Consider the following 23,280-nt stretch of genomic DNA (forward strand, 5'->3'; position numbering starts at 1 on the left):
TGGCTCAGAGGGTACGGCCGAACGAGAGGCAGCCCGGCTCGTCCTTGTAGAAGCCGAAGTTCGGGATCCGCTCGTAGCCGGTTGAGGTGTACAACCCGATCGCCTCGGGCTGCCGGTCGCCGCACTCCAGGATCAGCCGCTTGCGCCCCTGCTCGCGGGCGGACCGCTCGACCGCCGCCAGCAGCGCCCGGGCCACTCCCCGACCACGCGCCGCCGGCGCGGTGTACATCCGTTTCAGCTCGGCGGTCCCCTCGCCGTGGCTGCGCCAGCCGCCACAGCCGACCGGCTCGCCGTCCAGCCTGGCGATCAGGAACGCGCCGTCCGGTGGCTCGAACTCGGCGGCGTCGACCGGGGTGTCGTCGCCGCTGCCGCCGTACCGGGCGCCGAGGTCGGCCAGCGCGTCCCTGATCAGGCGCTGCGCCTCCGGCGAGTCGAAGCGCGCGGCGTGGATCTCGATCTCCGTCACGGAGTAAAGGTTACGACCGCTCGGGGGCCTTACCGGAAGTGGTCCCAGCCGGTGACCCCCTGGTAGGGCTCGCCGTCGACGGTGACGCCCGCGCCGGCCACCACCCGACCGATCGGGCGCCACTGCTCGGGCAGCGTCACCTCGGGCGGGAAGGTGGCGGCCAAGGCGTGGTCCTCACCACCGGCCAGCAGCCAGGTGTACGGGTCGACGCCGAGCGCCTGCGCCGCGTCGCGCATCTGCCGGGGCACCTCGAAGGCGTCCCGGCGCACGTCGACGCCGACCCCGCTGGCTCTCGCCACGTGCCCGAGGTCGGCGAGCAGCCCGTCCGACACGTCGATCATGGCGGTGGCGCCCAGCCCGGCGGCCTGCGGGCCGGCCGGGTACGGCACCTCCGGCCGCCGGTACGCCTCGACCAGCAGCCGCGGTGTCCGGAAGCCCCGGGAGAGCACGGTGAGCCCGGCCGCCGCGTACCCGGTACGACCGGCGAGCGCGACCACGTCGCCCGGCCGGGCACCGGAGCGCACCACCGGCGTCCGGCCGGCCAGGTCACCCAGGGCGGTCACCGCGATGGTCAGCGTGGGGCTGCCCGACATGTCCCCGCCGACCACGCTCGCGCCGACCGTCGCCGCCTCCGCGGCCAACCCGGCGGCCAGTTCCTCGGCCCATTCGATGGGCAGGTCCGCGGGGATGCAGAGGGCCACCAGCAGGGCGGTCGGGGTGGCCCCCATGGCCGCGATGTCGGCCAGGTTCGCTGCCGCCGCCCGGTGCCCCACGTCCCGCGCGCCGGACCAATCCCGCCGGAAGTGCCGCCCCTCGACCAGCACGTCGGTGGAGGCGACCACCCGCGCGTCCGGGGCGGCCACCAGCGCCCCGTCGTCCCCCGGCCCGAGCAGCACCGTCGAGCCGTACGACAACCGGGCGGTGACCCGGTCGATCAGACCGAATTCGCCCACCCCCGCGACACTCATGCCGGCACTCCGCTCCGCCCGCGGCCGGCATGCGGCGCCGGCGCGCTGAGCCCGACGATCCGCTCGCTCCTGCCGGCGCTCCGCCCCGCCGCACGTGCCCGCGGCACCGTCGCGCAGCCCCCGGTGATCCACTCCCTCATGCCGGCACCTTCCTCGCCGCCGGCGCCGCGCCCGGTCCGACGCCCCGCCCGCTCCTGCCGCGCTCGCTCACCGCTTCTCCTTGACCACCGATAGGGATCAGACCTGGTCCGTAAGGTACTTTCTCCTCTCGGGCCGCTCGCGGGCGGCGACGGACGGAGGTCGAGTCGTGGTACAGGCGTACATCCTCATCCAGACGGAGGTCGGCCGGGCGCGTGACGTGGCCGGTCTGATCGCGGACCTTGCCGGCGTGGTACGGGTCGACGCCGTCACCGGGCCCTACGACGTGGTCGTGCTCACCGAGGCGAACACCGTCGACGAGCTCGGCAAACTCATCGTCAGCAAGGTGCAGATGGTGCCTGGCATCACCCGCACCCTCACGTGTTCGGTGGTACGGCTGTAAGTGGACAAGATCACTGACTCTCCCCGCCCGGAGGCCGGCGGGGTGGACCGGCCCGCGTCCAAGGCGCCGGACGGGACCACCCGCCGCGCCGCGCTGATCGCGACGCTGGTCGCGCTTCCGGTCACCGTGGTGGTGGCCGGGCTCGCCTTCGCCCAGCTCGCGCCGGACGAGCCGGCCGCGTCGCCGAGCCCGTCGGCGACGACCGCCCGCGCCCAGTCCACCGCGCCGGTCGAGATGGCCGCGCCGGCCCTGGCCGAGCGCCCCGCGACGGTGTGCCGCGCGCTGCTCTCCCAGCTCCCGTCGACCGTCCGCGACCTGCAGCAGCGTCCGGTCACCGCCGGTCCGGAGCAGAACGCCGCGTACGGCGACCCGGCGCTGACCGTGGCCTGCGGCGGCGCCGAGCCGGCCGTCGGCGACACCGACGACGTCTGGCTGGTCAACAAGGTCTGCTGGCACGCCACCGAGCAGACCGACGCCACCGTGCTCACCACGCTGGACCGGGAGACCGCGGTCACCGTCCGGGTGCCGCGCGCCTACGAGCAGCCGTTGCAGTGGGTCGCGCCGATCGCCGACACCGTGGTCGCCTCCGTCCCATCCGCCGGCGAGGCCCCCACCGGCTGCCAGGGCTGACCCTCCCCGCCGCACCGGACGCCGCCCCCCGCGCCCCGCCCCCGTCCTGTGCGCACGTTCACCGAATGAGTGGCTTTCCGCGCTCGGGAGGCCACTCATTCAGTGAACGTGCGTGGACCGGGCGCGGCCGCGTGGAGGCCGGATCGCGCGGGGTGCGGGGCGGGCGCGTGGGTGGGTCAGTGCAGGCCGACGCCGCGGGTCAGGGCGGTACGGATCAGGCGGTCGACCAGCTTCGGGTACTCCAGGCCGGAGGCGGCCCACATCCGCGGGAACATCGACGTCGGCGTGAAGCCGGGCATCGTGTTGATCTCGTTGAGGTAGACGTCCAGCTCCGGGGTGACGAAGAAGTCGACCCGGGCCAGCCCGGCGCAGTCGAGCGCGGTGAACGCGCGGACCGCGTACTCCTGGACCTGGCGGGTCACCCGGTCGGGCAGGCCGGCCGGGATGTCGTACTCGCAGGCGTCGTCGAGGTACTTGGCCTCGAAGTCGTACCAGTCGTGGTCGGCGACCACCCGCACCTCGGCGAGCACGGACGCCTCCGGCGCCCCGCCGGCCTCACCCTCCAGCACGCCGCACTCGATCTCGCGCCCGACGATCGCCCCCTCGACGAGCACCTTCGGGTCGATCTGCCGGGCGGTGGCGACGGCCGCGTCCAGGTCGGCCCAGTCGTCGACCTTGGTGATGCCGAACGACGACCCGGCCCGGGACGGCTTGACGAAGACCGGCAGGCCGAGCCGCTGCTTGTCCTCCTCGCTCAGCGTCATCCCGTTGCGCAGCACCGCGTACGGGCCGACCGGGATGCCCTCGACGGCGCAGAGCTTCTTGGTGAACTCCTTGTCCATCGCGGCGGCGGAGGCGAAGACGTTCGCCCCGACGTACGGGATGCCGGCCATCTCCAGCATGCCCTGGATGGTGCCGTCCTCGCCGTACGCGCCGTGCAGCACCGGGAAGACCACGTCCACGTCGGCCAGCGCCCGCGGACCCTCGGTCGGGTCGAGCACCATCAGCCCGTTGCCGGTCGGGTCGGCGCGCAGCACGATGTCGGCGCCGGACTCGGCGGTGATCTCCGGCAGCCGGCGCGAGTTGATCGCCAGCTGCGACGGGTCGCCGCTGGTCAGGACCCACTGCCCGGCCCGGGTGATGCCGACCGGAACCACCTCGAACTCGTCCGGGTCGAGCGCGCCGAGCACACTGCCGGCGCTGACGCAGGAGATGCCGTGCTCCGGGCTGCGGCCGCCGAAGACGATCGCCACGCGGGTCTTGCCTGGGGTGGTCACTCCGGTCACCTCTCGGTACGCGACTGCGGGCTGGCGCTCACCCGGTTGACCTTACTGTGCGTGGCCGGAAACCGATGCCGATACCCGGGGAGATGCGACGCGCCCGGACAACCGGTCACCGAGCGCTTTACGGTGCGTAACCGGGGCATCCGGACGCCCCCGTCCCGGCCGGCACGCCCGGCGGGACCGGGGGCGAGGGTACGCCGGCTTCGCGGGACGCCCACTACGCTGCTCGTCCTATGAGCTCTGATCCCCTCATCGCCTCGCTCTCGGCGGCCCTCGACGCCCGCCCGGACGACCTGCCGCTCCGACTGCACCTCGCCGCGCTGCTGCTCGACGCCGGCCGGGCCGGCGAGGCGATCGCGCAGATCGGGCAGGCGCTGGCCCGGGATCCGGGCAACGGCGAGGCGCAGGCGCTGATGCAGCGGGCGCTGGGCGGCCCCGTACCCCCGGCCCCGGCGGCCCCGCAGTCGGCGGCCCCGCAGTCGCCGGCGGCTCCGACCGCGCCCGCGCAGCGGCCCGCGCCGGCCGGGCCGGACGTGCCGCCGGCCGCCGACGGGTCCGACCCGCTGGCCGCCTACGAGCAGGAACTGGCCGACATCGTGCCGCCACGCTTCGCCCGGGCCGGCGACGAGCCCGAGCCGGTGACCGGCGACGCCGACCGGGTGTACGACGTGGAGGTCTCCGGGATCCGGCTGGCCGACGTGGGCGGCATGGTGGCCGTGAAGGAGCGGCTGGAGCTGGCCTTCCTCGGCCCGCTGCGCAACCCGGAGCTGCGCCGGATGTACGGCAAGAGCCTGCGCGGCGGGCTGATGCTCTACGGCCCGCCCGGCTGCGGCAAGACCTTCCTGGCCCGGGCGGTGGCGGGTGAGATGGGCGCCAAGTTCATCTCGCTGTCCATCGTGGACGTGCTGGACATGTGGATGGGCAACTCCGAGCGCAACCTGCACGAGCTGTTCCAGGCGGCCCGGCGCAACGCGCCCTGCGTGCTCTTCCTCGACGAGATCGACGCGCTCGGCCACAAGCGCTCCCAGGTCAGCTCCAGCTCGATGCGGACGCTGGGCAACCAGCTGCTCGCCGAGCTGGACGGCATGGAGGGCAACAACGAGGGTGTCTTCGTGCTGGCCGCCACCAACACCCCGTGGGACGTGGACCCGGCGCTGCGCCGGCCGGGCCGACTCGACCGGGTGGTGCTGGTGCTCCCGCCGGACGCCGACGCCCGCCGGGCCATCCTCGAGTACCACCTGCGGGACCGGCCGATCGCCGGGATCGACCTGCGCAAGGTGGTCGCGGCGACCGAGGACTTCTCCGGCGCCGACCTGGCCCACCTCTGCGAGACGGCGGCCGAGTTCGCGATGGCCGACTCGGTACGCACCGGCGAGGTGCGGATGATCGAGCAGCGGGACCTGGAGCGGGCGCTGAAGGAGGTGCGGCCGTCGACCCGGCCGTGGATGGCCACCGCCCGCAACGTGGCCATGTTCGCCAACGAGGGCGGCGTCTACGACGACCTGGTGGCGTACCTGAAGCGGCGCAAACTGCTCTGAGCGCGGGGCGGCCCGGCGGGGCGCCGGGCCGCGCCGCCCGCCGGGCCGGGTCCACCACCGCGCGGATGCCGCGCGAGCTGTCACCGCGAGGGTGCCGCACGGCCTGTCACCGCGCGGATGCCGCGCGGGCCGGTTTCAACCGCGGGCGTGCCGCCGGCCGATGGCGATCACCTTGACCCGCTGCCGGCCGGCCCGCACCATGCCCAGCGCCATGAACGCGCCGGCGATCCGCTCGGCCGCCTCCCGGCTGCTCGCGCCGACCACCTGACGGCGCCGCTCGGGACAGGTCCGCTCGTTGCGCCAGCTGCCGTCGATCGGGCGGACGTCCGTGAGCACCACCAGGAACCGGGTCATCGCCGGCCGCCGGCGCGCTCGGCGGGATCCTGCTGACCAGTACGCACGTCGAGTCCCTTCCGGTGTGCGGCCGCCCTGGTGGCGTGGCACGCGGCGATCGGGTACGGGGGAGAAACCCGACCGCCGCGCGCCCCATCCCCTCCGGTCGCTCACCGCCGCCGTCGCCACGACAACCGGCGGTGAGGACGCGATGACAGATTGACACCTTCACAGCCATGAATGCAACTCTCATCGGCGTTCTCTCATGTACTAATTCCCGATACGTGTGCGACCATCGATGCATGGCTCCCAAGACCGCGCGCGCCCGCCGGCTCGGCATCGCGCTGCGCACCCACCGGGAGGCCGCCGGGCTCACCCTGGAGGCGGCGGCCGACGAGATCAACAGCACCCGGAGCACCCTCTCCCGCTACGAGAACGCCCAGACGCTGGTCAGCCCGGCCACGGTGCGCGCCCTGCTCACCCTCTACGGGGTCGCCGCGGACGACGTCACGGCGGCCGTGCAACTGGCCAAGGACGCCCGCAAGCCCGGCTGGTGGGTGTCCTATTCGTACCTGCTGGACCGGCGCACCATCGACTTCATCGCGCTGGAGGCCGAGGCGACCGGGATCGCCAACTTCGAGCCGTCGGTGGTGCCCGGGCTGCTGCAGACCGCCGACTACATCCGCGGCGTGATGCGGGGCGGCCCGCACACACTCGGCGACGACCAGGTGGAGCAACGGGTCCAGCTGCGGCTGGACCGCCAGCAGCGGCTCACCGGCGACGAGCCGCCCATCCTCGACGCGATCATCGACGAGGGCGCGCTGCTGCGTCCGGTGGGCGACCGGGGCGTGATGGAGGGCCAGCTGCGCCACCTGTTGAAGATGGCCGAGCTGCCCAACATCACCGTGCAGGTGATCCCGCTGGCCGCCGGCTACCACCGGGGCACCCGGGGCTCGCTGCACATCCTGGAGTTCGCCGACCCGGAGGACCCGATCATCGCCTCGGTGGAGACGGTGGCCGGGCAGATGGTCCTGGACCGGCCGGGCGACCTGCGTACCTGCACCAAGATCATGGAGCACCTGCGGACCGTCGCGCTCAGCCCGGCGGACAGCCGCGACCAGCTCCTTCAACTCCTGAAGGGACGGTAGGACCATGACCTCGACGACCAGCGCGGCACTGGCCTCGGCCGGGTGGCGCAAGAGCAGCCACAGCGGCGACGAGGGAGCGTGCGTGGAGGTGGCGGCGATCCCCGGCACGGTGGCCGTGCGCGACTCCAAGGACCCGGCCGGGCCGGCCCTGCTCTTCCCGCCCGCGGCCTGGGCGGCCTTCGCCGCGGCACCGCCGCGCCGCTGACCGTCCCGCGCCGCCGACAACCGTCGCGCACCACCGGCACCGTCGCGCGACGCGGTCGCCGGCGCCTTTCACCCGAAGCCGGCGGGCCGCCCGCCCCGGAGAGCGGCGGCCGCCCACCAGCGGTCGCGGGGCCGAGCCGGGCGGCGCGGTCGCGGGTGTCGACTCAGCCGCCCACCAGCGGTCGCGGGGCCGGCTCGGCGCGCAGCGCCTCCAGCGCCGCGATCGCCGCGCCCCGGGCGCCGGCCATGTCCCGCTCGGGCACCAGGGCGAAGGTGGCCACCTCGGCCTGCTCCGCACGCAGCACGGTGTGCTCGCGTACGGTCGCCAGGAACCAGTCCCGGAACTCCGGCTCCGCCTCCACCACGCCGCCACCGACGAAGTACGCGTGCGGGTCGGTGAAGTTCGCCGCGACGGTGAAGAGCCGGCCGAGCGCCATCGCCTGCTGGGTGAAGATCTCCCGGGCCAGCGCGTCGCCGCGCTCCCCGTAGCCGCGGACCAGCTTCGCCGCCCGGGCCGGCGGCTCGGCCGCGAGCGGGTGGCCGGGGTGGCGGGTCAGCCAGTACGGCAGCAGGTTGCGGGCGATCCCGGTCAGCGAGGCGATGCTCTCCGCGTCCCCGGCGAAGCCGCAGGCGCAGGTCGGCACGGGTTGGTCCGGGGCGAGCAGGCCGGTGAGCGGGATGTGCACGTGGCCCAGCTCCCCGGCCATCCCGGCGGCGCCGGCCACCACCCGGCCGCTCTCCACCACGCCGCCGCCCAGCCCGGTGCCGACGATCGCCGACACCGACGAGCGCCGCATCGCCTCGCCACCGAAGTACGCGTGGTGGGCGTAGAGCGCGGCCGCGTTCCCGTCGTTGTGGTAGACCACCGGCAGCCCGAGCCGCCGCTCCAGCGCGCCGCGTACGTCGAAGCCGCGCCAGGCCGGCTGGGAGAAGTTCGTCGACCCACGGGACGAGATCACCCCGGTCGCGCTGGCCGGGCCGGGGGTGTCCAGGCCGACCGCGCGCACCTGCCCGCGCGGGATCCCGGTCAACGCCAGCACCCCGTCGAACGCGCGGGCCAGCGCCTCGATCGCCACCTCCGGGCCGGCCAGCACCTCGCTGGGGGTCTCCACCAGGCCGTCCACCAGGAACCGGCCGTCCACGGTGAGCACCGTGGCGTTGTTGCTGGTGCCGCCGTTGTCCAGGCCGACGACCACCGCGCCCTCCACGCCGCCCACCGCGCCGCCTCCCGTCGTAGTGACCTGCCGGAAGGCTAGTTCCCGGCGCCGGGCTCCGCCATGCCCGCACCCCGGCCGAGCCGGTCACGCCACGGCATCCGCGGCCGCGCCCGTCACGCCCACCGCACCCGCGGTGGCAGGCGCGCCAGGCGACACCGGCGCGCCGGTACGGGCCGGACACCGACGGCCGCCGGAACGCGTCGCGCTCCGGCGGCCGCCGTCGTCGGTCAGCCGTTGTCGATCAGGCTGGCGATCTCGTTGTAGATCAGGTGAGCCTTGGCGCCCTGGTTCGACGGGCAGCCGCCGAGGTGGTGCAGGGCGATCACACGGTGACTGCCGTTCAGCACCGGAGAGCCCGAGTTGCCGCCCGAGGTGTCACAGCTGTAGCTGATGTTCCAGGTGTTGTAGTTCCCGTTCCGTACGGTGCAGAGCGCGCCGCCCTGGCTGTCCTCGTAGATCGACAGCCGCTTCGGCCGGCCGTCGCCGTGGCCCGGGATGTACATCCGCGTGCCGGTGGCGGTGGCCGTCGTCGCCAGGTACAGCGTGCCGAATCCCTGGATGCTGCTGAAGTTGTTGACCGAGAAGAGGGCGTAGTCCAACTGGCTGGAGCCGCCGGCGCTCACCTTGTACAGGGTGGCGCCGCTGACCTTCGTGCCGGCGCCCGGGTTGTTGCCGCCGCAGGTGGCGCACTGGTAGTTGAACTGCATCTCGCTGCCGCTGACGGTGGACTGCGTCGACATGCAGTGCTTGTTGGTCAGCATCCGGTTGGTGTTGCCGACCCGCCAGGTGGTGCACATGCCACCGCCGCTGATCAGCAACCGGGCCACCGCGTTGCCCCGGGCGTACTCGGTGGGGTGGCTGCTCTGGTAGCAGACCACGTCGCGGCGGGCGTCCGTGCTGCACACGGACTGGGTGGAGAAGTTGTACCGGCCGATCTCCGCGGCGTCGTACCCGCGCCAGAGCCGGTCGATGGTCGCGGCCGCACCGCCCGACCGGCGGTTGCTGTGCAGTTTCACCACCGCGGTGTCGCCGTCCACCGACATGGCCCAGAACCCCGGCCGCCCGTCGGTGGTGTAGTCCGAGCCGGTCGCCCGGTTCAGCGAGCGGTCGTACCGGTAGCTCTCCCGGCCGTCCGGGCTGGACACGGTGACGTAGTCGCCGTGCCCCAGCCGCAGCGAGCTGAAGTGCACCTTCACGTACGCCGCGCCGGGGTGCCGGATGACCTGCGTACGGCCGTCGCGGGCGTACGACAGCGACCCGTCGACCGTGCGCAGCTCACCGACCGTGGTGACGCCCTCGGCGGAGAACTGTTCCGACTCGGGAGCCCGCTCGGACTGCGGCGCGAGAGGCTGGTCCGGGTCCGCCGCGACGGCGGGCGCCGACACCAGGCTCAGCCCGAGCGCGCAGGCGGCGAACGCGACCGCCGCCGTCCGCACGCGGAGTCGAGATTGCTTCATCGTCGCTCCTCCCCAAGGAGGCGGCCCGTCGCCGCCCTTGCGGACTTCATACCGGAGCCGATCGATACATACAAGATTATCTATCTGATGGTATGGGTTCAGGTCCCCGCTCGCCGCCGGCGCGGCGTGATCGGGTCAGCCGTCAGCGTCGGGCAGTCGTTCGGCAGCGGCTGGCGGCCTCGGAGTCACGGTCGCGGCGGCCGCGCCGACGACAGCGGTGCGCTGGCCGGGATGGACCGCCTGGCCCGCCCGACCGGAGGGCCGGGCGGGCCGGGCGCGGGGTCAGGTGGGGCGGCGGGCGGTGACGGCGGTGGCCTCCAGGTCGTCGTCCCGCAGCACGGTCGGGATCAGGCCGGCGGCGGAGAGCAGCGCGCACAGCGCGTCCGCCTGGGCGCCGCTGGTCTCCACCACCAGGTGCCCGCCGGGGGCCAGCCGTTCGGCGGCGCCCACGGCCACCCGGCGCAGCACGGCCAGGCCGTCCGGCCCGCCGTCGAGGGCCACCGGCGCCTCGTGCAGCCGCGCCTCGGGCGGCATCAACGCCACCGCCGCCGTCGGCACGTACGGGGCGTTGGCCACCACCAGGTCCAGCCGTCCCCGCCAGGCCGGCGGGACCGGGTCGAACAGGTCGCCCTGGTACACCTCGACTCCGGTGCCGGCGAGGTTGCGCCGCGCGCAGGCCACCGCCGCCGGGTCGATGTCGGCGCCGGCCAGCCAGCGCGGCGCGAGCCGCCGGGCCAGCGCCAGGGTGGTGGCGCCGGAGCCGCAGCAGAGGTCGAGCACGGCGGCCGCCGGACCGGTCACCGCGACGGCGGCGTCGACCAGCAGGGCGGTCCGACCGCGCGGCACGAACACGCCGGGGTCGACGGCGACCCGCATGCCGCAGAACTCGGCCCAGCCGAGCAGGTGCTCCAGCGGCAGGCCGGCGACCCGGCGGTCGACCAGGTCGGCCAGCGCCCGCGGGGAGTCCGCGGCGGCGATCAGCAGGTCCGCCTCGTCCTCGGCGTAGACGCAGCCGGCGGCGCGCAGCCGGCGCACGAGGTCGGCGTGGTCGAAACGGTGGCGGGATGTCATGGGGTACCTCCGGGAACGCTCGTCGGCGCTCCCGGTCCGCCTATTCGGCGGCGACGTGGGAGGGAGCGCCGGTCCGGCTCATCTGGTGGATCGGACTCACCTCCTCGGTTCGGGGCCCCACCCGGGCCACGGTCGGGCCCGGTGCGGGCCACCGAGACGATAGCTCAACCGGCGGTCGCCGCACCGCCCGGTCCGGCGGCGTCCAGCGCGGTGGTGACGTCGGCGACCAGGTCGACGGTGTCCTCCACGCCGCAGGAGAGCCGGACGAAGCCAGGCGCGGTGTCGTCGCCCCACTGGGCCCGCCGGTCGGCGCTGGTGTGCAGACCACCGAAGGAGGTGGCCGCGGCGACCAGCCGGGCGGCGTCGAGGAACCGGGCCACCCGGTCGGCGTCGCCCAGGTCGAAGGAGAGCACCCCGGGCACCCGACGCAGCTGCGCCGACGCCACCGGGTACGCCGGGTCGTCCGGCAGCCCGGGCCAGCGCACCCCGGTCACGTCCGGGCGGTCGGCGAGCAGCCGGGCGAGCGCCTCCGCGTTCGCGGTCTGCCGGGCCAGCCGCAGGTCCAGGGTGGCCAACGAGCGGTGCGCCAGCCAGGCGTCGAACGGGCTGGGAATCGCGCCGGTGGTGGTCCGCCAGGCGGTGACCGTGTCGAGCAGTTCGGCCGACCGGCTGGCCAGGTAACCGAGCAGCAGGTCGGAGTGACCGGTCAGGGCCTTGGTGCCGGAGGCGACCACCAGGTCGGCGCCGAGATCGAGCGGGCGCTGCCCGAGCGGGGTGGCCGTGGTGTTGTCCACCGCCAGCAGCGCGCCGGCGGCGCGCGCCCGGGCGGCCAGCGCCGGCACGTCGACCACGTCCAGGCCCGGGTTGGCCGGCGTCTCCACCAGCACCAGCCGGACCCCCTCCAGGGACGGGTAGGGGCCGACGGTCGGTACGAAGGCCACCCGCACCCCCAACCGCTCCAGGGTGTCGCTGGCGAACGCCCGCACCGGGAAGTAGCCGTCGGCGGGGAGCAGCACGGTGTCGCCCGGCCGCAGCACCGCCAGCAGCAGCCCGGTGATCGCCGCCTGCCCGCTGGCGAAGACCCGGCAGTCGCCGCCCTCCAGGTCGCCGATCGCCGCCTCCAGCAGCCGCCGGGTCGGGTTGTCCGGCCGGCCGTACCCGTTCGGCGTCGCCGCCGGGCCCTGCCACGGGTCGAGGTGGTACGGCGCCGCGAAGACCGGCCCGGGCAGGAACGGCTCCCCCGGCACCGGGTCGGGCAGCCCGGCGTGCACGCACCGGGTTCCGTCGTGCTGGTCGGCCATCTCGCTCACTCCGGTTTCGTCGTACGGCTCATCAGGGCGGCCACCGCCAGTCTGGGGTCGACCCCCTCGTGGCAGACCAGTTCCACCTGCTCGGTGATCGGCATCTCCACCGCGTGCGCCCGGGCCAGGTCGCGGATGGCCAGCGCGCTCTTGACCCCCTCGGCGGTCTGCCGGGTGGCCACCCGGGCCTCCTCCAGGGTGGCGCCCCGGCCGAGGTGTTCGCCGAAGGTGCGGTTGCGGGCCATCGGCGACGAGCAGGAGGCGACCAGGTCACCCATCCCGGCCAGGCCGGCGAAGGTCAGCGGGTCGGCGCCGAGGGCCACCCCGAGCCGGGCCGTCTCGGCCAGCCCCCGGGTGACCAGCATCGCCCGGGTGTTGTCGCCGAAGCCCATCGCGGTGGCGATGCCGTACGCCAGGGCGATCACGTTCTTGACCGCGCCGCCCAGCTCGCAGCCGATCACGTCGTCGTTGGTGTACGGGCGGAAGTACGGCGTGGTGATGGAGCGCTGCACCAGCGTGGCCCGGTCCGAGTCGGTGCAGGCGACCACGGTGGCGGCCGGCTGCTCGGCGGCGATCTCCGGAGCCAGGTTCGGGCCGGAGACCACCACCACCCGGTCCGCCGCCACCCCGGCGGTCTCCACGATCACCTCGCTCATCCGCTTGGTGGTGCCCAGCTCGATGCCCTTCATCAGGGAGACCAGGGTGGCGTCCGGGTGCAGCTGCCCGGCCCAGCCGGCGAGGTTGCCGCGCAGCGTCTGCGACGGCACGGCCAGCACCACCAGCTCCGCACCGGTGATCGCCTCGGCGGCGTCCCCGGTCGCGGTCACCCCCGCCGGCAGCACCAGGTCCGGCAGGTACTCCGGGTTACGCCGCTCGGCGCGGATGGTGTCGGCAACCGGCTGACGGCGGGCCCAGATGGTGACGTCCCGACCGGCGTCGGCGAGGATCTTGGCGAACGCCGTCCCCCACGAGCCCGCCCCGAGCACCGCCACATGCCCGCTCATGCCGCCGCCTCCGGCCGCTGCCCCTCGCTCGGGGTCGGGCGGGTCGGTCGTTCCCACAGCGGCGGCGGGGTGCCGCCACGGATCTCGGCGAGCAGGTCGCGGATGCTCAGCATGATCGCGTCGGTCATCTCCTCGAGGGTGGCCCGGGTCGGGGTGGCGCCCGCCCACGCGCTCAGGTCGACCGGTGGTCCGGCGGCCACCGACACCGGGATCCGGGGCCGCAGGCTCAGCCGCGTGGTCCGCGGGTCGAAGATCCGCTCCGGCCCCCACATGGCGACCGGGATGACCGGGGCGCCGGTGGCCAGCGCCAGCCGGGCGGCGCCGGTCTTGCCCTTCATCGGCCACAGGTCGGGCTCCCGGGTGATGGTGCCCTCCGGGTAGATCACCACCGCGCCGCCCTCGTTCAGCGCGGCGATCAGGGCGTCCAGCGACCGGACCGCGTCCACCGTGCCCCGCTCGACCGGGATCTGCTTGCACCGGTGCAGGATCCAGCCGACCACCGGAACCTTGAACACGCTGGCCTTGCCGAGGTACTGCGGCCACCGCCCGGAGTCGTAGATGAAGTGCGCGGAGACCAGCGGATCGGCGTGCGAGAGGTGGTTGGGCACCACGATCACCCCGCCCTCGCGGCGCAGCTGCTCCATGCCGCGCCAGGTGCGCCGGGTCCAGACGGTCATCACCGGCTTGACCACCACCACGGCGAACCGTTGCCAGAACCCCAGCCTCCGCCGTGTCACTGCGCCTCCTCGTGCCGCCCCGACCCGCGCACCGGACCCGCCGGTGACACCCGCCGCGGGAAATCATGCCTGCTCGCCCTCGGTACGGCCAGTGAGGGTACCGCCGGCCGGCTGGCAGGATTGCGGGTGTGAGTCAGCCGACCTGGACCGTGGTGGTGCCGGTGAAGCGCCTGGCCGCCGCGAAGAGCCGGCTGCGGGGCGCGCTGGCGCGCGTACCGCACGAGGAGCTGGCGCTGGCCCTGGCGACCGACACCGTCGCCGCGGTGCGGGCCTGCCCGGCGGTGGCCGAGATCCTGGTGGTCACCGACGACGCCCGGGTGGCCGCGGCGGCCCGCGACGCGGGCGCCCGGGTGCTGCCCGACCGGCCGGGCGCCGGGTTGAACGCCGCGTTCCGGCACGGCGCGGCCGCGGCCGGCGGCGGGTGGGTGGCCGGGCTCACCGCCGACCTGCCCGCGCTGCGCCCGGCCGAGCTGGCGGCGGCGCTGCGGGCGGTCTGCGCCGGCCCGCCGGGGGTACGCCGGTTCGTGGCCGACGCCCCGGGCGACGGCACCGTGCTGCTCGCCGCGCCACCCGGGACGCCGCTGGACCCCCGGTTCGGGGTCGGCTCGGCCGGCGCGCACGCGGCGAGCGGGGCGCTGCCGCTGGTCGGGAACTGGCCGAGCCTGCGCCGGGACGTGGACACCGCCGCCGACCTGGCGGCGGCGGTCCGCCTCGGGCTGGGGCCGCGCACGGCGGCGCTCGCCGCGGCCCGCTGCCCGGCCTGACCCGCCCGGTGTACGGTGCTGGCATGCAGGGCACGGTGGCCACCTTCGACGCGGCGACCCGCAGTGGGCTGCTGCTCCTCGACGACGGCACCGAGCTGCCCTTCCCCGCCCGGGCGTTCGACGCCTCCGGGCTGCGGCTGCTCCGCCTCGGCCAGCGGGTGCGGATCGACCGGGACGCCACCGGTGCGGTCGTCCGGGTGACGTTGCCGACGATGGCCTGACCGACCGCGCCAAGTTCATTTTGCGTTAACCCGGGTCGGGTGATTATGAGCGGGTGAGCACCCCTCGCGAGCATCCCGCCGGCCCGCCGCGCGCCACCGAGCCGGCCGCCCCCCGCAACGGCACCCGCGCCCGGGGCGCCGACGGCCGCTTCCGTCCCGCCGGCGCCGCCGAGACCGCGCACGCCGCAGTCGACCCGCTCGGGCCGGGCACCGACGCCGGTGCCGCCTCGGCCGGGCTCGAGGAGGTGCTGGACCCGGAGGTCGGCGCGCCGGCCGTCGACGAGGCGCCCGCTGCCCCGCCGCTGCCCGAGGACCGCTTCTTCAACCGGGAGCTGTCCTGGCTCGACTTCAACGCGCGGGTGCTGGCGCTGGCCGAGGATCCCCGCACGCCGCTGCTGGAGCGGGCCAAGTTCCTGGCCATCTTCGCCAGCAACCTGGACGAGTTCTACATGGTGCGGGTCGCCGGGCTGAAGCGGCGGCTCCAGGCCGGGCTGCCGGTCCGCGGCGGCGACCGGATGCCGCTGCGCACCCAGCTGGAGCTGATCGCCGGGAAGACAGCGACGTTGGTCGCCCGGCACGCCGCCTGCTTCGTCGACGACGTGCTGCCGAGGCTGGCCGCCGAGGACGTCCGGATCCTGCGCTGGACGGAGCTGGACGACGCCGAACGGGAGCGGCTGCGCGCGTACTTCCGGGAGCAGATCTTCCCGGTGCTCACCCCGCTCGCGGTCGACCCGGCGCACCCGTTCCCGTACATCTCCGGGCGGTCGCTGAACCTGGCGGTGGCGGTCCGCGAGCCGGACGGCGGCTCGGAGCTCTTCGCCCGGGTGAAGGTGCCGAACAACGTGCCCCGGTTCGTCCGGGTGCACCGCGACCGGCCGGGCGTCCGGATGCTGCCGGTGGAGGACCTGATCTCGGTGCACCTGGGGCAGCTCTTCTCCGGCATGCAGGTGGTGGAGTGCCACCTGTTCCGGGTCACCCGCAACGCCGAGGTGGAGGTCGACGAGGACCGCGACGAGGACCTGCTGCAGGCGCTGGAGCGGGAACTCGCCCGCCGCCGGTTCGGCCCGCCGGTCCGGCTGGAGGTGGCCGCCTCGATCTCGGACCACATGCTGGAGCTGCTCGTCCGCGAGCTGGACATGGCCGACCAGGACGTGCTGCGGGTGCCCGGCCTGCTCGACCTCTCCGCGCTCTGGCAGGTCTACAACGAGGCCGACCGGCCGGACCTGAAGGACCCGCCGTTCGTGCCGGCCACCCACCCCCGGCTGACCGAGGGCGAGGTGCCGCGCAGCGTCTTCGCCACCCTGCGCGACGGCGACATCCTGGTGCACCACCCGTACCACTCGTTCGCCACCAGCGTGCAGCGCTTCATCGAGCAGGCCGCGGCCGACCCGGACGTGCTGGCCATCAAGCAGACCCTCTACCGCACCAGCGGCGACTCCCCGATCGTGGACGCGCTGGTCGACGCGGCCGCCGCCGGCAAGCAGGTGGTGGTGCTGGTCGAGCTGAAGGCGCGGTTCGACGAGGTGGCCAACATCGGCTGGGCCCGCACCCTGGAGCGCGCCGGCTGCCACGTGGTCTACGGCCTGGTGGGGCTGAAGACGCACTGCAAGACCGCCCTGGTGGTACGCCAGGAGGGCAACCAGATCCGCCGCTACTGCCACATCGGCACCGGCAACTACCACCCGAAGACCGCCCGGCTCTACGAGGACTTCGGCATGCTCACCGCCGACCCGGAGATCGGCGCCGACCTGACCGACCTGTTCAACGTGCTCACCGGCTACAGCCGGCAGACCGGCTACCGGCGGCTGCTGGTGGCGCCGCAGGGCATCCGCAGCGGCCTGATCGAGCGGATCGAACGCGAGATCGCGCACGTCCGGCTCGGCGTGCCGGGCCTGGTGCAGTTCAAGGTGAACGCCCTGGTCGACGAGGAGATCACCGACGCCCTCTACCGGGCCTCCCGGGCCGGTGTGCACGTCGACCTGCTGATCCGCGGCATGTGCACGCTGCGTCCCGGGGTGCCGGGGCTGTCGGAGAACATCCGGGTGCGGTCGATCCTCGGCCGGTTCCTGGAGCACTCCCGGATCTTCCGGTTCGGCAACAACGGCAACGCCGAGTTCTGGATGGGCTCGGCCGACCTGATGCACCGCAACCTCGACCGCCGGGTCGAGGCGCTGGTACGGGTCAGCGACCCGATCGCCCGGGCCGAGCTGGACCAGGTGCTGACCGCCGCGATGAGCCCGGAGGTGGACGCCTTCGAGCTGGCTGCGGACGGCACCTGGACCCGGCGTACCGGCACCGCGGAGGCGCCCCTGACCCAGCTGCAGGAACTCCTGCTGCATCGGGTCGCTGGCACCGCGAGCTGACCGTGGCGCGCATAGGCTGACCAGATGCTGGATGAGCGGGATTCGGCCGGCGCGGGCCGGACCGGGCCGGCCGACGATCCCGACGACGCGACGCGGATCCGGGCCGCCGGCGGGGTGGTCTGGCGTCCGGGCGGGCCGGACGGCCCGGCGGTCTGCCTGGTGCACCGCCCCCGCTACGGCGACTGGTCGCTGCCCAAGGGCAAGCTGGAACCGGGCGAGCGACCGCTGGTGGCCGCCGTCCGGGAGGTGGCGGAGGAGACCGACGTGCGGGCCGTGCCGCAGGTGCGGCTGCCCACCGTGCGCTACCGCAGCGAGGGCCGGCCCAAGGCGGTCGACTACTGGTCGATGCGGGCGGTGGCGAACGGCGGCTTCGAGCCCGGCACCGAGGTGGACGAGGTGCGCTGGCTCGGCGTCGACGAGGCGATCCGGCTGGTCAGCTACCCGCACGACGCGGAGGTGCTGGCCGCGTTCGCCGCGCTGCCGGCGGTCACCGCGACGGTGGCGCTGGTCCGGCACGCGCACGCCGGCCAGCGGGGCACCTGGACCGGCCCGGACACCGGCCGGCCGCTGGACGCCCGCGGCTGGTCGCAGGCGCACGCGCTGGTCCCGCTGGTGGCGCTGGTACGCCCGGCGCGGCTGGTGTCGGCCTCGGCGCGGCGGTGCGTGCAGACCCTCGACCCGGCGGCCGCCGAACTCGACCTGCCGATCGAGGTGGTCGGCGACCTGGACGAGCCACGGCCGGGCCAGCAGCCCGACGAGTGCGCGCTGGCCGCCGCCGCCCGGCTGGTCGAGCTGGCCGCCCCCGGCGGGTCGGTGGCGGTGTGCAGCCAGGGCAGGGTGATCCCGGGCGCCCTGGCCCGGCTCACCGGGCGGGCGGACGACTTCAGCACCCCGAAGGGCGGCGGCTGGCTGCTGGCGTTCGCCGGCGACCGCCTGCTCGCCGCCGACCGCCTCTGAGCCGGCGGGGCCGCGGGCCGCCGCCGGGGCACCTGCTGTTGCCCCGCGCCTCGGCAGGGGCGCTGCGCCGCCCGGACCCGTCGCGCCGCTGCGGCTCCGAGCGCCGGCGGCCCGGCTCAGGGCAGGGTGAGCGTCACCGCGACCGGCAGGTGGTCGCTGGCCTCGCTGCGCGGCGCCACCGCGTCCGTGGCGGCGAGACCGGGCGAGACGAGGACGTGGTCGATCTGCTGGCGCGGGTCGTCGGCCGGGCTGGTGGGCAGCGGCCGGGCCGCCGCCAGCGCGTCGACCAGGCCGGCCCGGGTGAACTCGGCGAAGGCCGCGTCGCCCGGTTCGGTGTTCAGGTCGCCGGCGACCACCAGCGGGCGGTCGGCGGCGTACCCGGTGGCGAACTCGGCGACCGCGCGGGCCTGGACCACCGGCTCCTGGCCGGGCGGGGGTTGCAGGTGGGTGCTCACCACCGCGAGCCGGACCCCGCCACCGAGGTCGAGGTCGACCGCGAGCGCCTGCGCCCCGGTGGGCGCGCCGACCGCCGGCAACGCCCGGGTGCGCGGCGCGCTGGTCGGCCAGCGGCTCAGCACGGCGTCACCCCAGACCGGGTCGGCCGCCGGCGCGAAGACGTACGGCATGTCGAGCCGCTTCGCCAGCAGGGTGAGCGTGTCGTGGCCGCCGTTGAGCAGCCAGGCCCGGTCCACCTCGCTGAGCACCACCACGTCCGGCCGTTCGGCGCGGACGACCCGGGCCAGGCCGGTCAGGTCGAACCGCCCGTCCAACCCGAAACCCATCCGCACGTTGTAGGCCACCAGCCGGACGGTCTGCGGCGGACCGGGACGGTTGCTCGACACCAGCCACAGCCCGTGCCCCCACGCGGCGAGCAGGGTCACCGCGGCCAGCACGGCGGCCGTCCGCACCGGGGGCAGCGTCGCCGGCGGGCGGTGCGCGGGCGTCGGGGCGGTCACGTCCACCCCGGCGACCAGCGCGGCCACGGCGACCGGCGCCCAGCCGTTGGGGTAGCCGAGGTCGTAGGCGGCGTAGTAGCCGATGGCGGCGACCGCGAAGACCAGCATCCCGGCGACGGCGGCGTAGCCCCGCCGCAGGTCCGCCCGGCCGTGGCCGGCGGCGTCCTCAGCCACGGTGGCCGGATCGCCGTCGGGTACGGGCGCGTCGGTGCGGGCCAGGCAGCCGCCGAGGCCGATGGCGGTCAGCAGGACCGCCGGGACGAGCAGCGCCGGCCGGTCGAGGGCGAAGAGCAGCGCGCCGAGCAGCAGGGCCACCGGCGCGGCCGGCCACCAGCGCCGTACCGGTGCCAGCGCGGCGAGCACGAAGAGCCCGATCGCCCCGCCGGCCAGCGCCAGGCCCAGCGGCGGTGGCCCGGCGATGCCGTCGCCCGGGCCGGACCAGTAGGACATCGCCGTGCCGGCGAGCGCCGGGGAGAGCGCGACCATGCCGGCCAGCAGCAGTCCCGGACCGACCAACAGCCAGGCCCGACCGCCACCGGCCGCCGGCTGCGCCGGCCGGCTCGACGGGTGCGGGAGCGCCGTGGCCAGGAAGAGCGCAACCAGCACGCCGCTGGCCGACCAGGCCAGCCAGTCGCCGCGCCAGACCAGGTCGTACGTGTCGAGCAACGCGTGCCCGACGGCGGCGAGGGCGAGCCCCAGCGCCAGCCCGGGCACCGGTCGGGGCGTGCCGGCGGCGACGCCGGCCAACCACAGCAGACCGGCCAGCAGACCGGCGGTGGCCAGCCACAGTTGGGCCCGGCCGCCCGGGGCGGCGGTCAGCGCCAGCCGGACCGCGGCCAGCAGCACCGCGGCGGCGAGGGTGATCCGCCGTACGCCGACCCGCCGGACCAGCGGCGGCGCGGCCAGCGCGAGCAGGAACCAGCCGAGCGCGAAGGCGCCCATCAGCTCCGCCGGAGTGGACGCCGCCTGCCCGAAGATGGTGATGATCGACGGCAGCCAGACCCGCAGCACGTCGGTGAGGAGGACGAGGCCCAGGGCGAGCGCGGCGGTGGTGAGGTGGCGGTAGCGCACCGGCGCCCTCTTCTCGTGACCGGCGGGGTTGGTCGGCACGGCGATTCTGCGCGCGGGACCGCTTTCCGGTCAACGGCTGCCGACTCCGGACCCGGTCGACACCGGATCGACGGCCATCATCGCCGAGACAGCGGTACGCCGAGACGGCGATACGCCGATACGCCGAGGGGCGCCCACCACGACGGTGGACGCCCCTGCGGTACGGGCCGGGTCAGCGGCGGGTCGCTGCCTTCTTGGCCGGGGACTTCTTCGCCGGCGCCTTCTTGGCCGCCGCGCTCTTGCTGGCCGTGGCGGTCTTCTTCGCCGCGGTGGCCTTCTTGGTCGCCGCGGCGCTCTTCGTCGCCGGGGCGGTCTTCTTGGTGGTGGTCTTCTTCGCCGCGGCGGCCTTGGTGGCCGCGGCACTCTTCTTCGCCGGGGCGGTCTTCTTGCCGGCGGCGGTCGCCTTGGCCCCGGTGGCCTTGGCGCCGGTGGTCTTGGCGGCGGTGGTCTTGGCGGCGGCCGTGGTGGTCTTCTTCGCCGCCGCCGTGGCCTTCGGCACCTTGCCGCTGGCCACCATCTCCTTGAACCCGGCACCCGGCCGGAAGGTCGGCACGGATGTCTTCTTGACCTTCACCGCCTCGCCGGTACGGGGGTTCCGCGCTGTTCGCGCGCCCCGGACGCGCTTTTCGAACGCTCCGAAACCGGTGATGGCCACCTTCTCGCCCTTGGTTACCGCCGCCTGGACCTCAGCGAGGACCGCGTCGAGCGCGGCCGTCGCCGTCTTCCGGTCCCCCAGGCGAACGGCGAGCGCCTCGATGAGCTCGGCCTTGTTCACGACTTCCTCCCGATTGTGCAACTGACTCGACGCGAGCCATTCTGCGCGCACGGTATGCCCTGTGCTGCCGGGACACAAACATTCGGTGGAAAAAAGCCCTTGTGTCGCAACGGATTCGCCCCCACCGGCAGAACCGGTGGGGGCGGAAACCGATGTGGGCTGGGGCGTACGGCTATCCGACGGTCGGCAGGAACGCCGGCCGGCGCGCCTCGAAAGCGCTGATCTCCGGCTCGTGTCGGAGGGTGAGTCCAATGTCGTCCAAGCCCTCCATCAGCCGCCAGCGGCTGAAGTCGTCCAGCGGGAACGACCAGGTGGCGTCCCCGGCCCGGACCTGTCGGGCGGCCAGGTCGACGGTGACCGGGGTGGTCGGGTCGGCCTCGACGAGAGTCCAGATTTCTTCGACCGCCTTCAATTCCAGCTCGACCGGGAGCAGACCTTCCTTGAGCGCGTTGCCGCGGAAGATGTCGCCGAAGCGCGGGGAGATCACGGCGCGGAACCCCCAGTCCCGCAGCGCCCAGACGGCGTGCTCGCGGGAAGATCCGGTGCCGAACTCGGGGCCGGCCACGAGAATCGACGCTCCCGAATACGCGAGATCGTTCAGCACGAATTGCTGATCTTCGCGCCAGGCGCTGAACAGACCGTCGGCGAATCCGGTCCGGGTCACCCGCTTGAGGTACACGGCCGGAATGATCTGATCGGTGTCCACGTTGGACCGGCGCAGCGGCACGGCGGTGCCGGTGTGGGTGGTGAACCTCTCCATCTGCGGTGTGCCCTTCTACAGATCGGCGGGAGCGGCCAGCCGGCCCACCACGGCGGTGGCGGCGGCGACCGGCGGGGAGACCAGGTGGGTGCGTCCGCCCCGGCCCTGGCGGCCCTCGAAGTTCCGGTTGGAGGTCGAGGCGCAGCGCTGGCCGGGGGTGAGGGTGTCCGGGTTCATGCCCAGACACATCGAGCAGCCGGCGAACCGCCACTCCGCCCCGGCGTCGGTGAAGACCTTGTCCAGCCCCTCCGCCTCGGCCGCCTCACGGACCGCGGCGGAGCCGGGCACCACCAGCATCCGGACGCCGTCGGCGACCCGGTGCCCGCGCAGCACGTCGGCGGCGGCCCGCAGGTCCTCCAGCCGGCCGTTGGTGCAGGAACCGACGAAGACCACGTCGATCGGCAGTTCGCGCAGCGCGGTGCCGGGACGCAGGTCCATGTACTCCAGGGCCCGCCGGGCGGCGGTCCGCTCGCTCTCGCTGACGAACTCCTCCGGATCCGGCACCGAGGCGCCCAGCGGCGCGCCCTGCCCGGGGTTGGTGCCCCAGGTGACGAACGGGGTGATCCGGCTGGCGTCCAGGGTCACCTCGGCGTCGAAGGTCGCCCCCTCGTCGGTGGGCAGCGTCCGCCACCAGGCCACCGCCGCGTCCCAGTCGGCGCCGCGCGGTGCGTTGGGCCGCCCCTTGAGGTACGCGAAGGTGGTCTCGTCCGGCGCGATCATGCCGGCCTTGGCACCCCACTCGATGGACATGTTGGCGATGGTCATCCGCCCCTCCATGGACAGCGACCGGATCGCCTCGCCGCGGTACTCCACGACGTGGCCGCGGCCACCCCCGGTGCCCACCTGGGCGATCAGGGCGAGCACCAGGTCCTTGGCGGTGACGCCCGGGCCGAGCTGCCCGGTGACGTTGACCGCCATCGTCTTCGGGCGGGCCTGCGGCAGCGTCTGGGTGGCCAGCACGTGCTCCACCTCACTGGTGCCGATGCCGAAGGCGAGCGCCCCGAACGCGCCGTGGGTGGCGGTGTGCGAGTCGCCGCAGACGATGGTCATGCCCGGCTGGGTGAGGCCGAGCTGGGGACCGATCACGTGCACGATGCCCTGGTTGTCGTCGCCCAGCGGGTGCAGCCGGATGCCGAACTCGGCGCAGTTGCGGCGCAGCGTCTCGATCTGCGTACGCGAGGTGGGATCGGCGATGGTGAGCAGGTCACCGCGCCGCGACCGGAAAGCCGGATCGGCGTACCCGGTCGGGGTGTTGTGGTCCTCGGTCGCGATCGTCAGATCGGTGCGGCGCACCCGGCGGCCGGCGAGCCGCAGTCCGTCGAAGGCCTGCGGGCTGGTCACCTCGTGCAGCAGGTGCAGGTCGATGAAGAGCAGATCCGGCTCGCCCTCGGCGGATCGTACGACGTGCGCGTCCCAGACCTTCTCGGCCAGGGTCCTGGGCGCCGGCTCGGGAGTGACTCCCACCATCTGGACATC

23 protein-coding genes are annotated in these 23,280 nt (G+C 74.6%); 9 read left to right on the plus strand and 14 right to left on the minus strand.

Annotated features, from left to right (window positions below):
• Positions 1–4 precede the first annotated feature (4 nt).
• Both GA0070609_RS22115 and GA0070609_RS22120 read right to left on the minus strand, forming a co-directional pair.
• Positions 5–466 (minus strand): GNAT family N-acetyltransferase, encoded by a 462-nt coding sequence (locus tag GA0070609_RS22115; protein WP_088995551.1) that lies wholly within the window; start codon positions 464–466, stop codon positions 5–7.
• 29 nt (positions 467–495) lie between these two features.
• The gene (locus GA0070609_RS22120) at positions 496–1,434 is read right to left on the minus strand and encodes a thiamine-phosphate kinase (protein ID WP_088995552.1); all 939 of its coding nucleotides are present in this window, start codon (positions 1,432–1,434) and stop codon (positions 496–498) included.
• A 307-nt stretch (positions 1,435–1,741) separates the two neighbouring features.
• Between GA0070609_RS22120 and GA0070609_RS22125 the strand changes: the two genes are divergently transcribed.
• Both GA0070609_RS22125 and GA0070609_RS22130 read left to right on the plus strand, forming a co-directional pair.
• Complete coding sequence (locus GA0070609_RS22125; protein WP_013284547.1) at positions 1,742–1,975, plus strand: Lrp/AsnC ligand binding domain-containing protein; 234 nt, start codon at positions 1,742–1,744, stop codon at positions 1,973–1,975.
• A 9-nt stretch (positions 1,976–1,984) separates the two neighbouring features.
• On the plus strand, positions 1,985–2,605 hold the full coding sequence (locus tag GA0070609_RS22130) for a DUF3515 family protein (protein ID WP_231928913.1): 621 nt from the start codon (positions 1,985–1,987) through the stop codon (positions 2,603–2,605).
• Between the two features lie 176 nt (positions 2,606–2,781).
• Here the strand turns inward: GA0070609_RS22130 and GA0070609_RS22135 are convergent, their stop codons facing one another.
• The gene (locus GA0070609_RS22135) at positions 2,782–3,882 is read right to left on the minus strand and encodes a D-alanine--D-alanine ligase family protein (protein ID WP_088995553.1); all 1,101 of its coding nucleotides are present in this window, start codon (positions 3,880–3,882) and stop codon (positions 2,782–2,784) included.
• A 239-nt stretch (positions 3,883–4,121) separates the two neighbouring features.
• On the opposite strand from GA0070609_RS22135, the gene GA0070609_RS22140 reads away from it, so the two are divergent.
• The gene (locus GA0070609_RS22140) at positions 4,122–5,426 is read left to right on the plus strand and encodes an ATP-binding protein (protein ID WP_088995554.1); all 1,305 of its coding nucleotides are present in this window, start codon (positions 4,122–4,124) and stop codon (positions 5,424–5,426) included.
• Between the two features lie 135 nt (positions 5,427–5,561).
• Here the strand turns inward: GA0070609_RS22140 and GA0070609_RS22145 are convergent, their stop codons facing one another.
• The gene (locus GA0070609_RS22145) at positions 5,562–5,780 is read right to left on the minus strand and encodes a hypothetical protein (protein WP_088995555.1); all 219 of its coding nucleotides are present in this window, start codon (positions 5,778–5,780) and stop codon (positions 5,562–5,564) included.
• A gap of 281 nt (positions 5,781–6,061) precedes the next feature.
• Here GA0070609_RS22145 and GA0070609_RS22150 point away from each other — a divergent pair, with 281 nt between their 5' ends.
• Both GA0070609_RS22150 and GA0070609_RS22155 read left to right on the plus strand, forming a co-directional pair.
• Entirely contained in the window at positions 6,062–6,907 is an 846-nt protein-coding gene (locus tag GA0070609_RS22150; protein ID WP_088995556.1) for a helix-turn-helix domain-containing protein, read from the plus strand.
• Positions 6,908–6,911: 4 nt separating this feature from the next.
• Complete coding sequence (locus GA0070609_RS22155) at positions 6,912–7,112, plus strand: DUF397 domain-containing protein (protein ID WP_088995557.1); 201 nt, start codon at positions 6,912–6,914, stop codon at positions 7,110–7,112.
• Between the two features lie 163 nt (positions 7,113–7,275).
• On the opposite strand, the gene GA0070609_RS22160 is transcribed toward GA0070609_RS22155, so the two are convergent.
• From GA0070609_RS22160 to GA0070609_RS22185, 6 genes are all read right to left on the minus strand, one after another.
• Positions 7,276–8,328 (minus strand): ROK family protein, encoded by a 1,053-nt coding sequence (locus GA0070609_RS22160; RefSeq protein WP_231928375.1) that lies wholly within the window; start codon positions 8,326–8,328, stop codon positions 7,276–7,278.
• Positions 8,329–8,555: 227 nt separating this feature from the next.
• Positions 8,556–9,785, minus strand: a complete 1,230-nt coding sequence (locus tag GA0070609_RS22165) for a trypsin-like serine peptidase (protein ID WP_088995558.1) — start codon at positions 9,783–9,785, stop codon at positions 8,556–8,558.
• A gap of 282 nt (positions 9,786–10,067) precedes the next feature.
• Entirely contained in the window at positions 10,068–10,856 is a 789-nt protein-coding gene (locus GA0070609_RS22170) for a putative protein N(5)-glutamine methyltransferase (RefSeq protein WP_088995559.1), read from the minus strand.
• Between the two features lie 164 nt (positions 10,857–11,020).
• A complete protein-coding gene (locus tag GA0070609_RS22175; RefSeq protein WP_088997901.1) occupies positions 11,021–12,157 on the minus strand; it encodes a cystathionine gamma-lyase in 1,137 nt (378 codons plus the stop codon).
• Between the two features lie 5 nt (positions 12,158–12,162).
• Positions 12,163–13,161 carry an NAD(P)H-dependent glycerol-3-phosphate dehydrogenase gene (locus GA0070609_RS22180; protein WP_088995560.1) on the minus strand — a complete coding sequence of 333 codons (999 nt, stop codon included), beginning with the start codon at positions 13,159–13,161 and terminating at the stop codon, positions 12,163–12,165.
• The gene (locus tag GA0070609_RS22185) at positions 13,158–13,898 is read right to left on the minus strand and encodes a lysophospholipid acyltransferase family protein (protein ID WP_088995561.1); all 741 of its coding nucleotides are present in this window, start codon (positions 13,896–13,898) and stop codon (positions 13,158–13,160) included. Before GA0070609_RS22185 ends, GA0070609_RS22180 begins: the two co-directional genes overlap by 4 nt.
• Before the next feature lie 128 nt (positions 13,899–14,026).
• Between GA0070609_RS22185 and cofC the strand changes: the two genes are divergently transcribed.
• The 4 genes from cofC to GA0070609_RS22205 are packed head-to-tail and all read left to right on the plus strand — an operon-like array spanning position 14,027 to position 18,203.
• On the plus strand, positions 14,027–14,662 hold the full coding sequence (gene cofC / locus GA0070609_RS22190; protein WP_088995562.1) for a 2-phospho-L-lactate guanylyltransferase: 636 nt from the start codon (positions 14,027–14,029) through the stop codon (positions 14,660–14,662).
• Positions 14,663–14,685: 23 nt separating this feature from the next.
• A complete protein-coding gene (locus tag GA0070609_RS22195; RefSeq protein ID WP_088995563.1) occupies positions 14,686–14,883 on the plus strand; it encodes a cold-shock protein in 198 nt (65 codons plus the stop codon).
• A 53-nt stretch (positions 14,884–14,936) separates the two neighbouring features.
• Positions 14,937–17,246: an RNA degradosome polyphosphate kinase gene (locus tag GA0070609_RS22200; protein WP_088995564.1), complete on the plus strand. Its 2,310-nt coding sequence runs from the start codon at positions 14,937–14,939 to the stop codon at positions 17,244–17,246.
• A 24-nt stretch (positions 17,247–17,270) separates the two neighbouring features.
• Positions 17,271–18,203: an NUDIX hydrolase gene (locus tag GA0070609_RS22205; protein ID WP_088995565.1), complete on the plus strand. Its 933-nt coding sequence runs from the start codon at positions 17,271–17,273 to the stop codon at positions 18,201–18,203.
• Positions 18,204–18,319: 116 nt separating this feature from the next.
• Here GA0070609_RS22205 and GA0070609_RS22210 read toward each other — a convergent pair whose 3' ends face one another.
• From GA0070609_RS22210 to leuC, 4 genes are all read right to left on the minus strand, one after another.
• Positions 18,320–20,269: an endonuclease/exonuclease/phosphatase family protein gene (locus tag GA0070609_RS22210; protein ID WP_231928377.1), complete on the minus strand. Its 1,950-nt coding sequence runs from the start codon at positions 20,267–20,269 to the stop codon at positions 18,320–18,322.
• Positions 20,270–20,441: 172 nt separating this feature from the next.
• On the minus strand, positions 20,442–21,044 hold the full coding sequence (locus GA0070609_RS22215) for an HU family DNA-binding protein (RefSeq protein WP_172899387.1): 603 nt from the start codon (positions 21,042–21,044) through the stop codon (positions 20,442–20,444).
• A 172-nt stretch (positions 21,045–21,216) separates the two neighbouring features.
• The gene (leuD, locus tag GA0070609_RS22220) at positions 21,217–21,804 is read right to left on the minus strand and encodes a 3-isopropylmalate dehydratase small subunit (protein WP_088995567.1); all 588 of its coding nucleotides are present in this window, start codon (positions 21,802–21,804) and stop codon (positions 21,217–21,219) included.
• A 15-nt stretch (positions 21,805–21,819) separates the two neighbouring features.
• On the minus strand, positions 21,820–23,271 hold the full coding sequence (gene leuC / locus GA0070609_RS22225) for a 3-isopropylmalate dehydratase large subunit (protein ID WP_088995568.1): 1,452 nt from the start codon (positions 23,269–23,271) through the stop codon (positions 21,820–21,822).
• Between the last annotated feature and the right edge of the window lie 9 nt (positions 23,272–23,280).

The sequence above is a fragment of the Micromonospora echinaurantiaca genome (assembly GCF_900090235.1).
Classification (GTDB): Bacteria; Actinomycetota; Actinomycetes; order Mycobacteriales; family Micromonosporaceae; genus Micromonospora; species Micromonospora echinaurantiaca.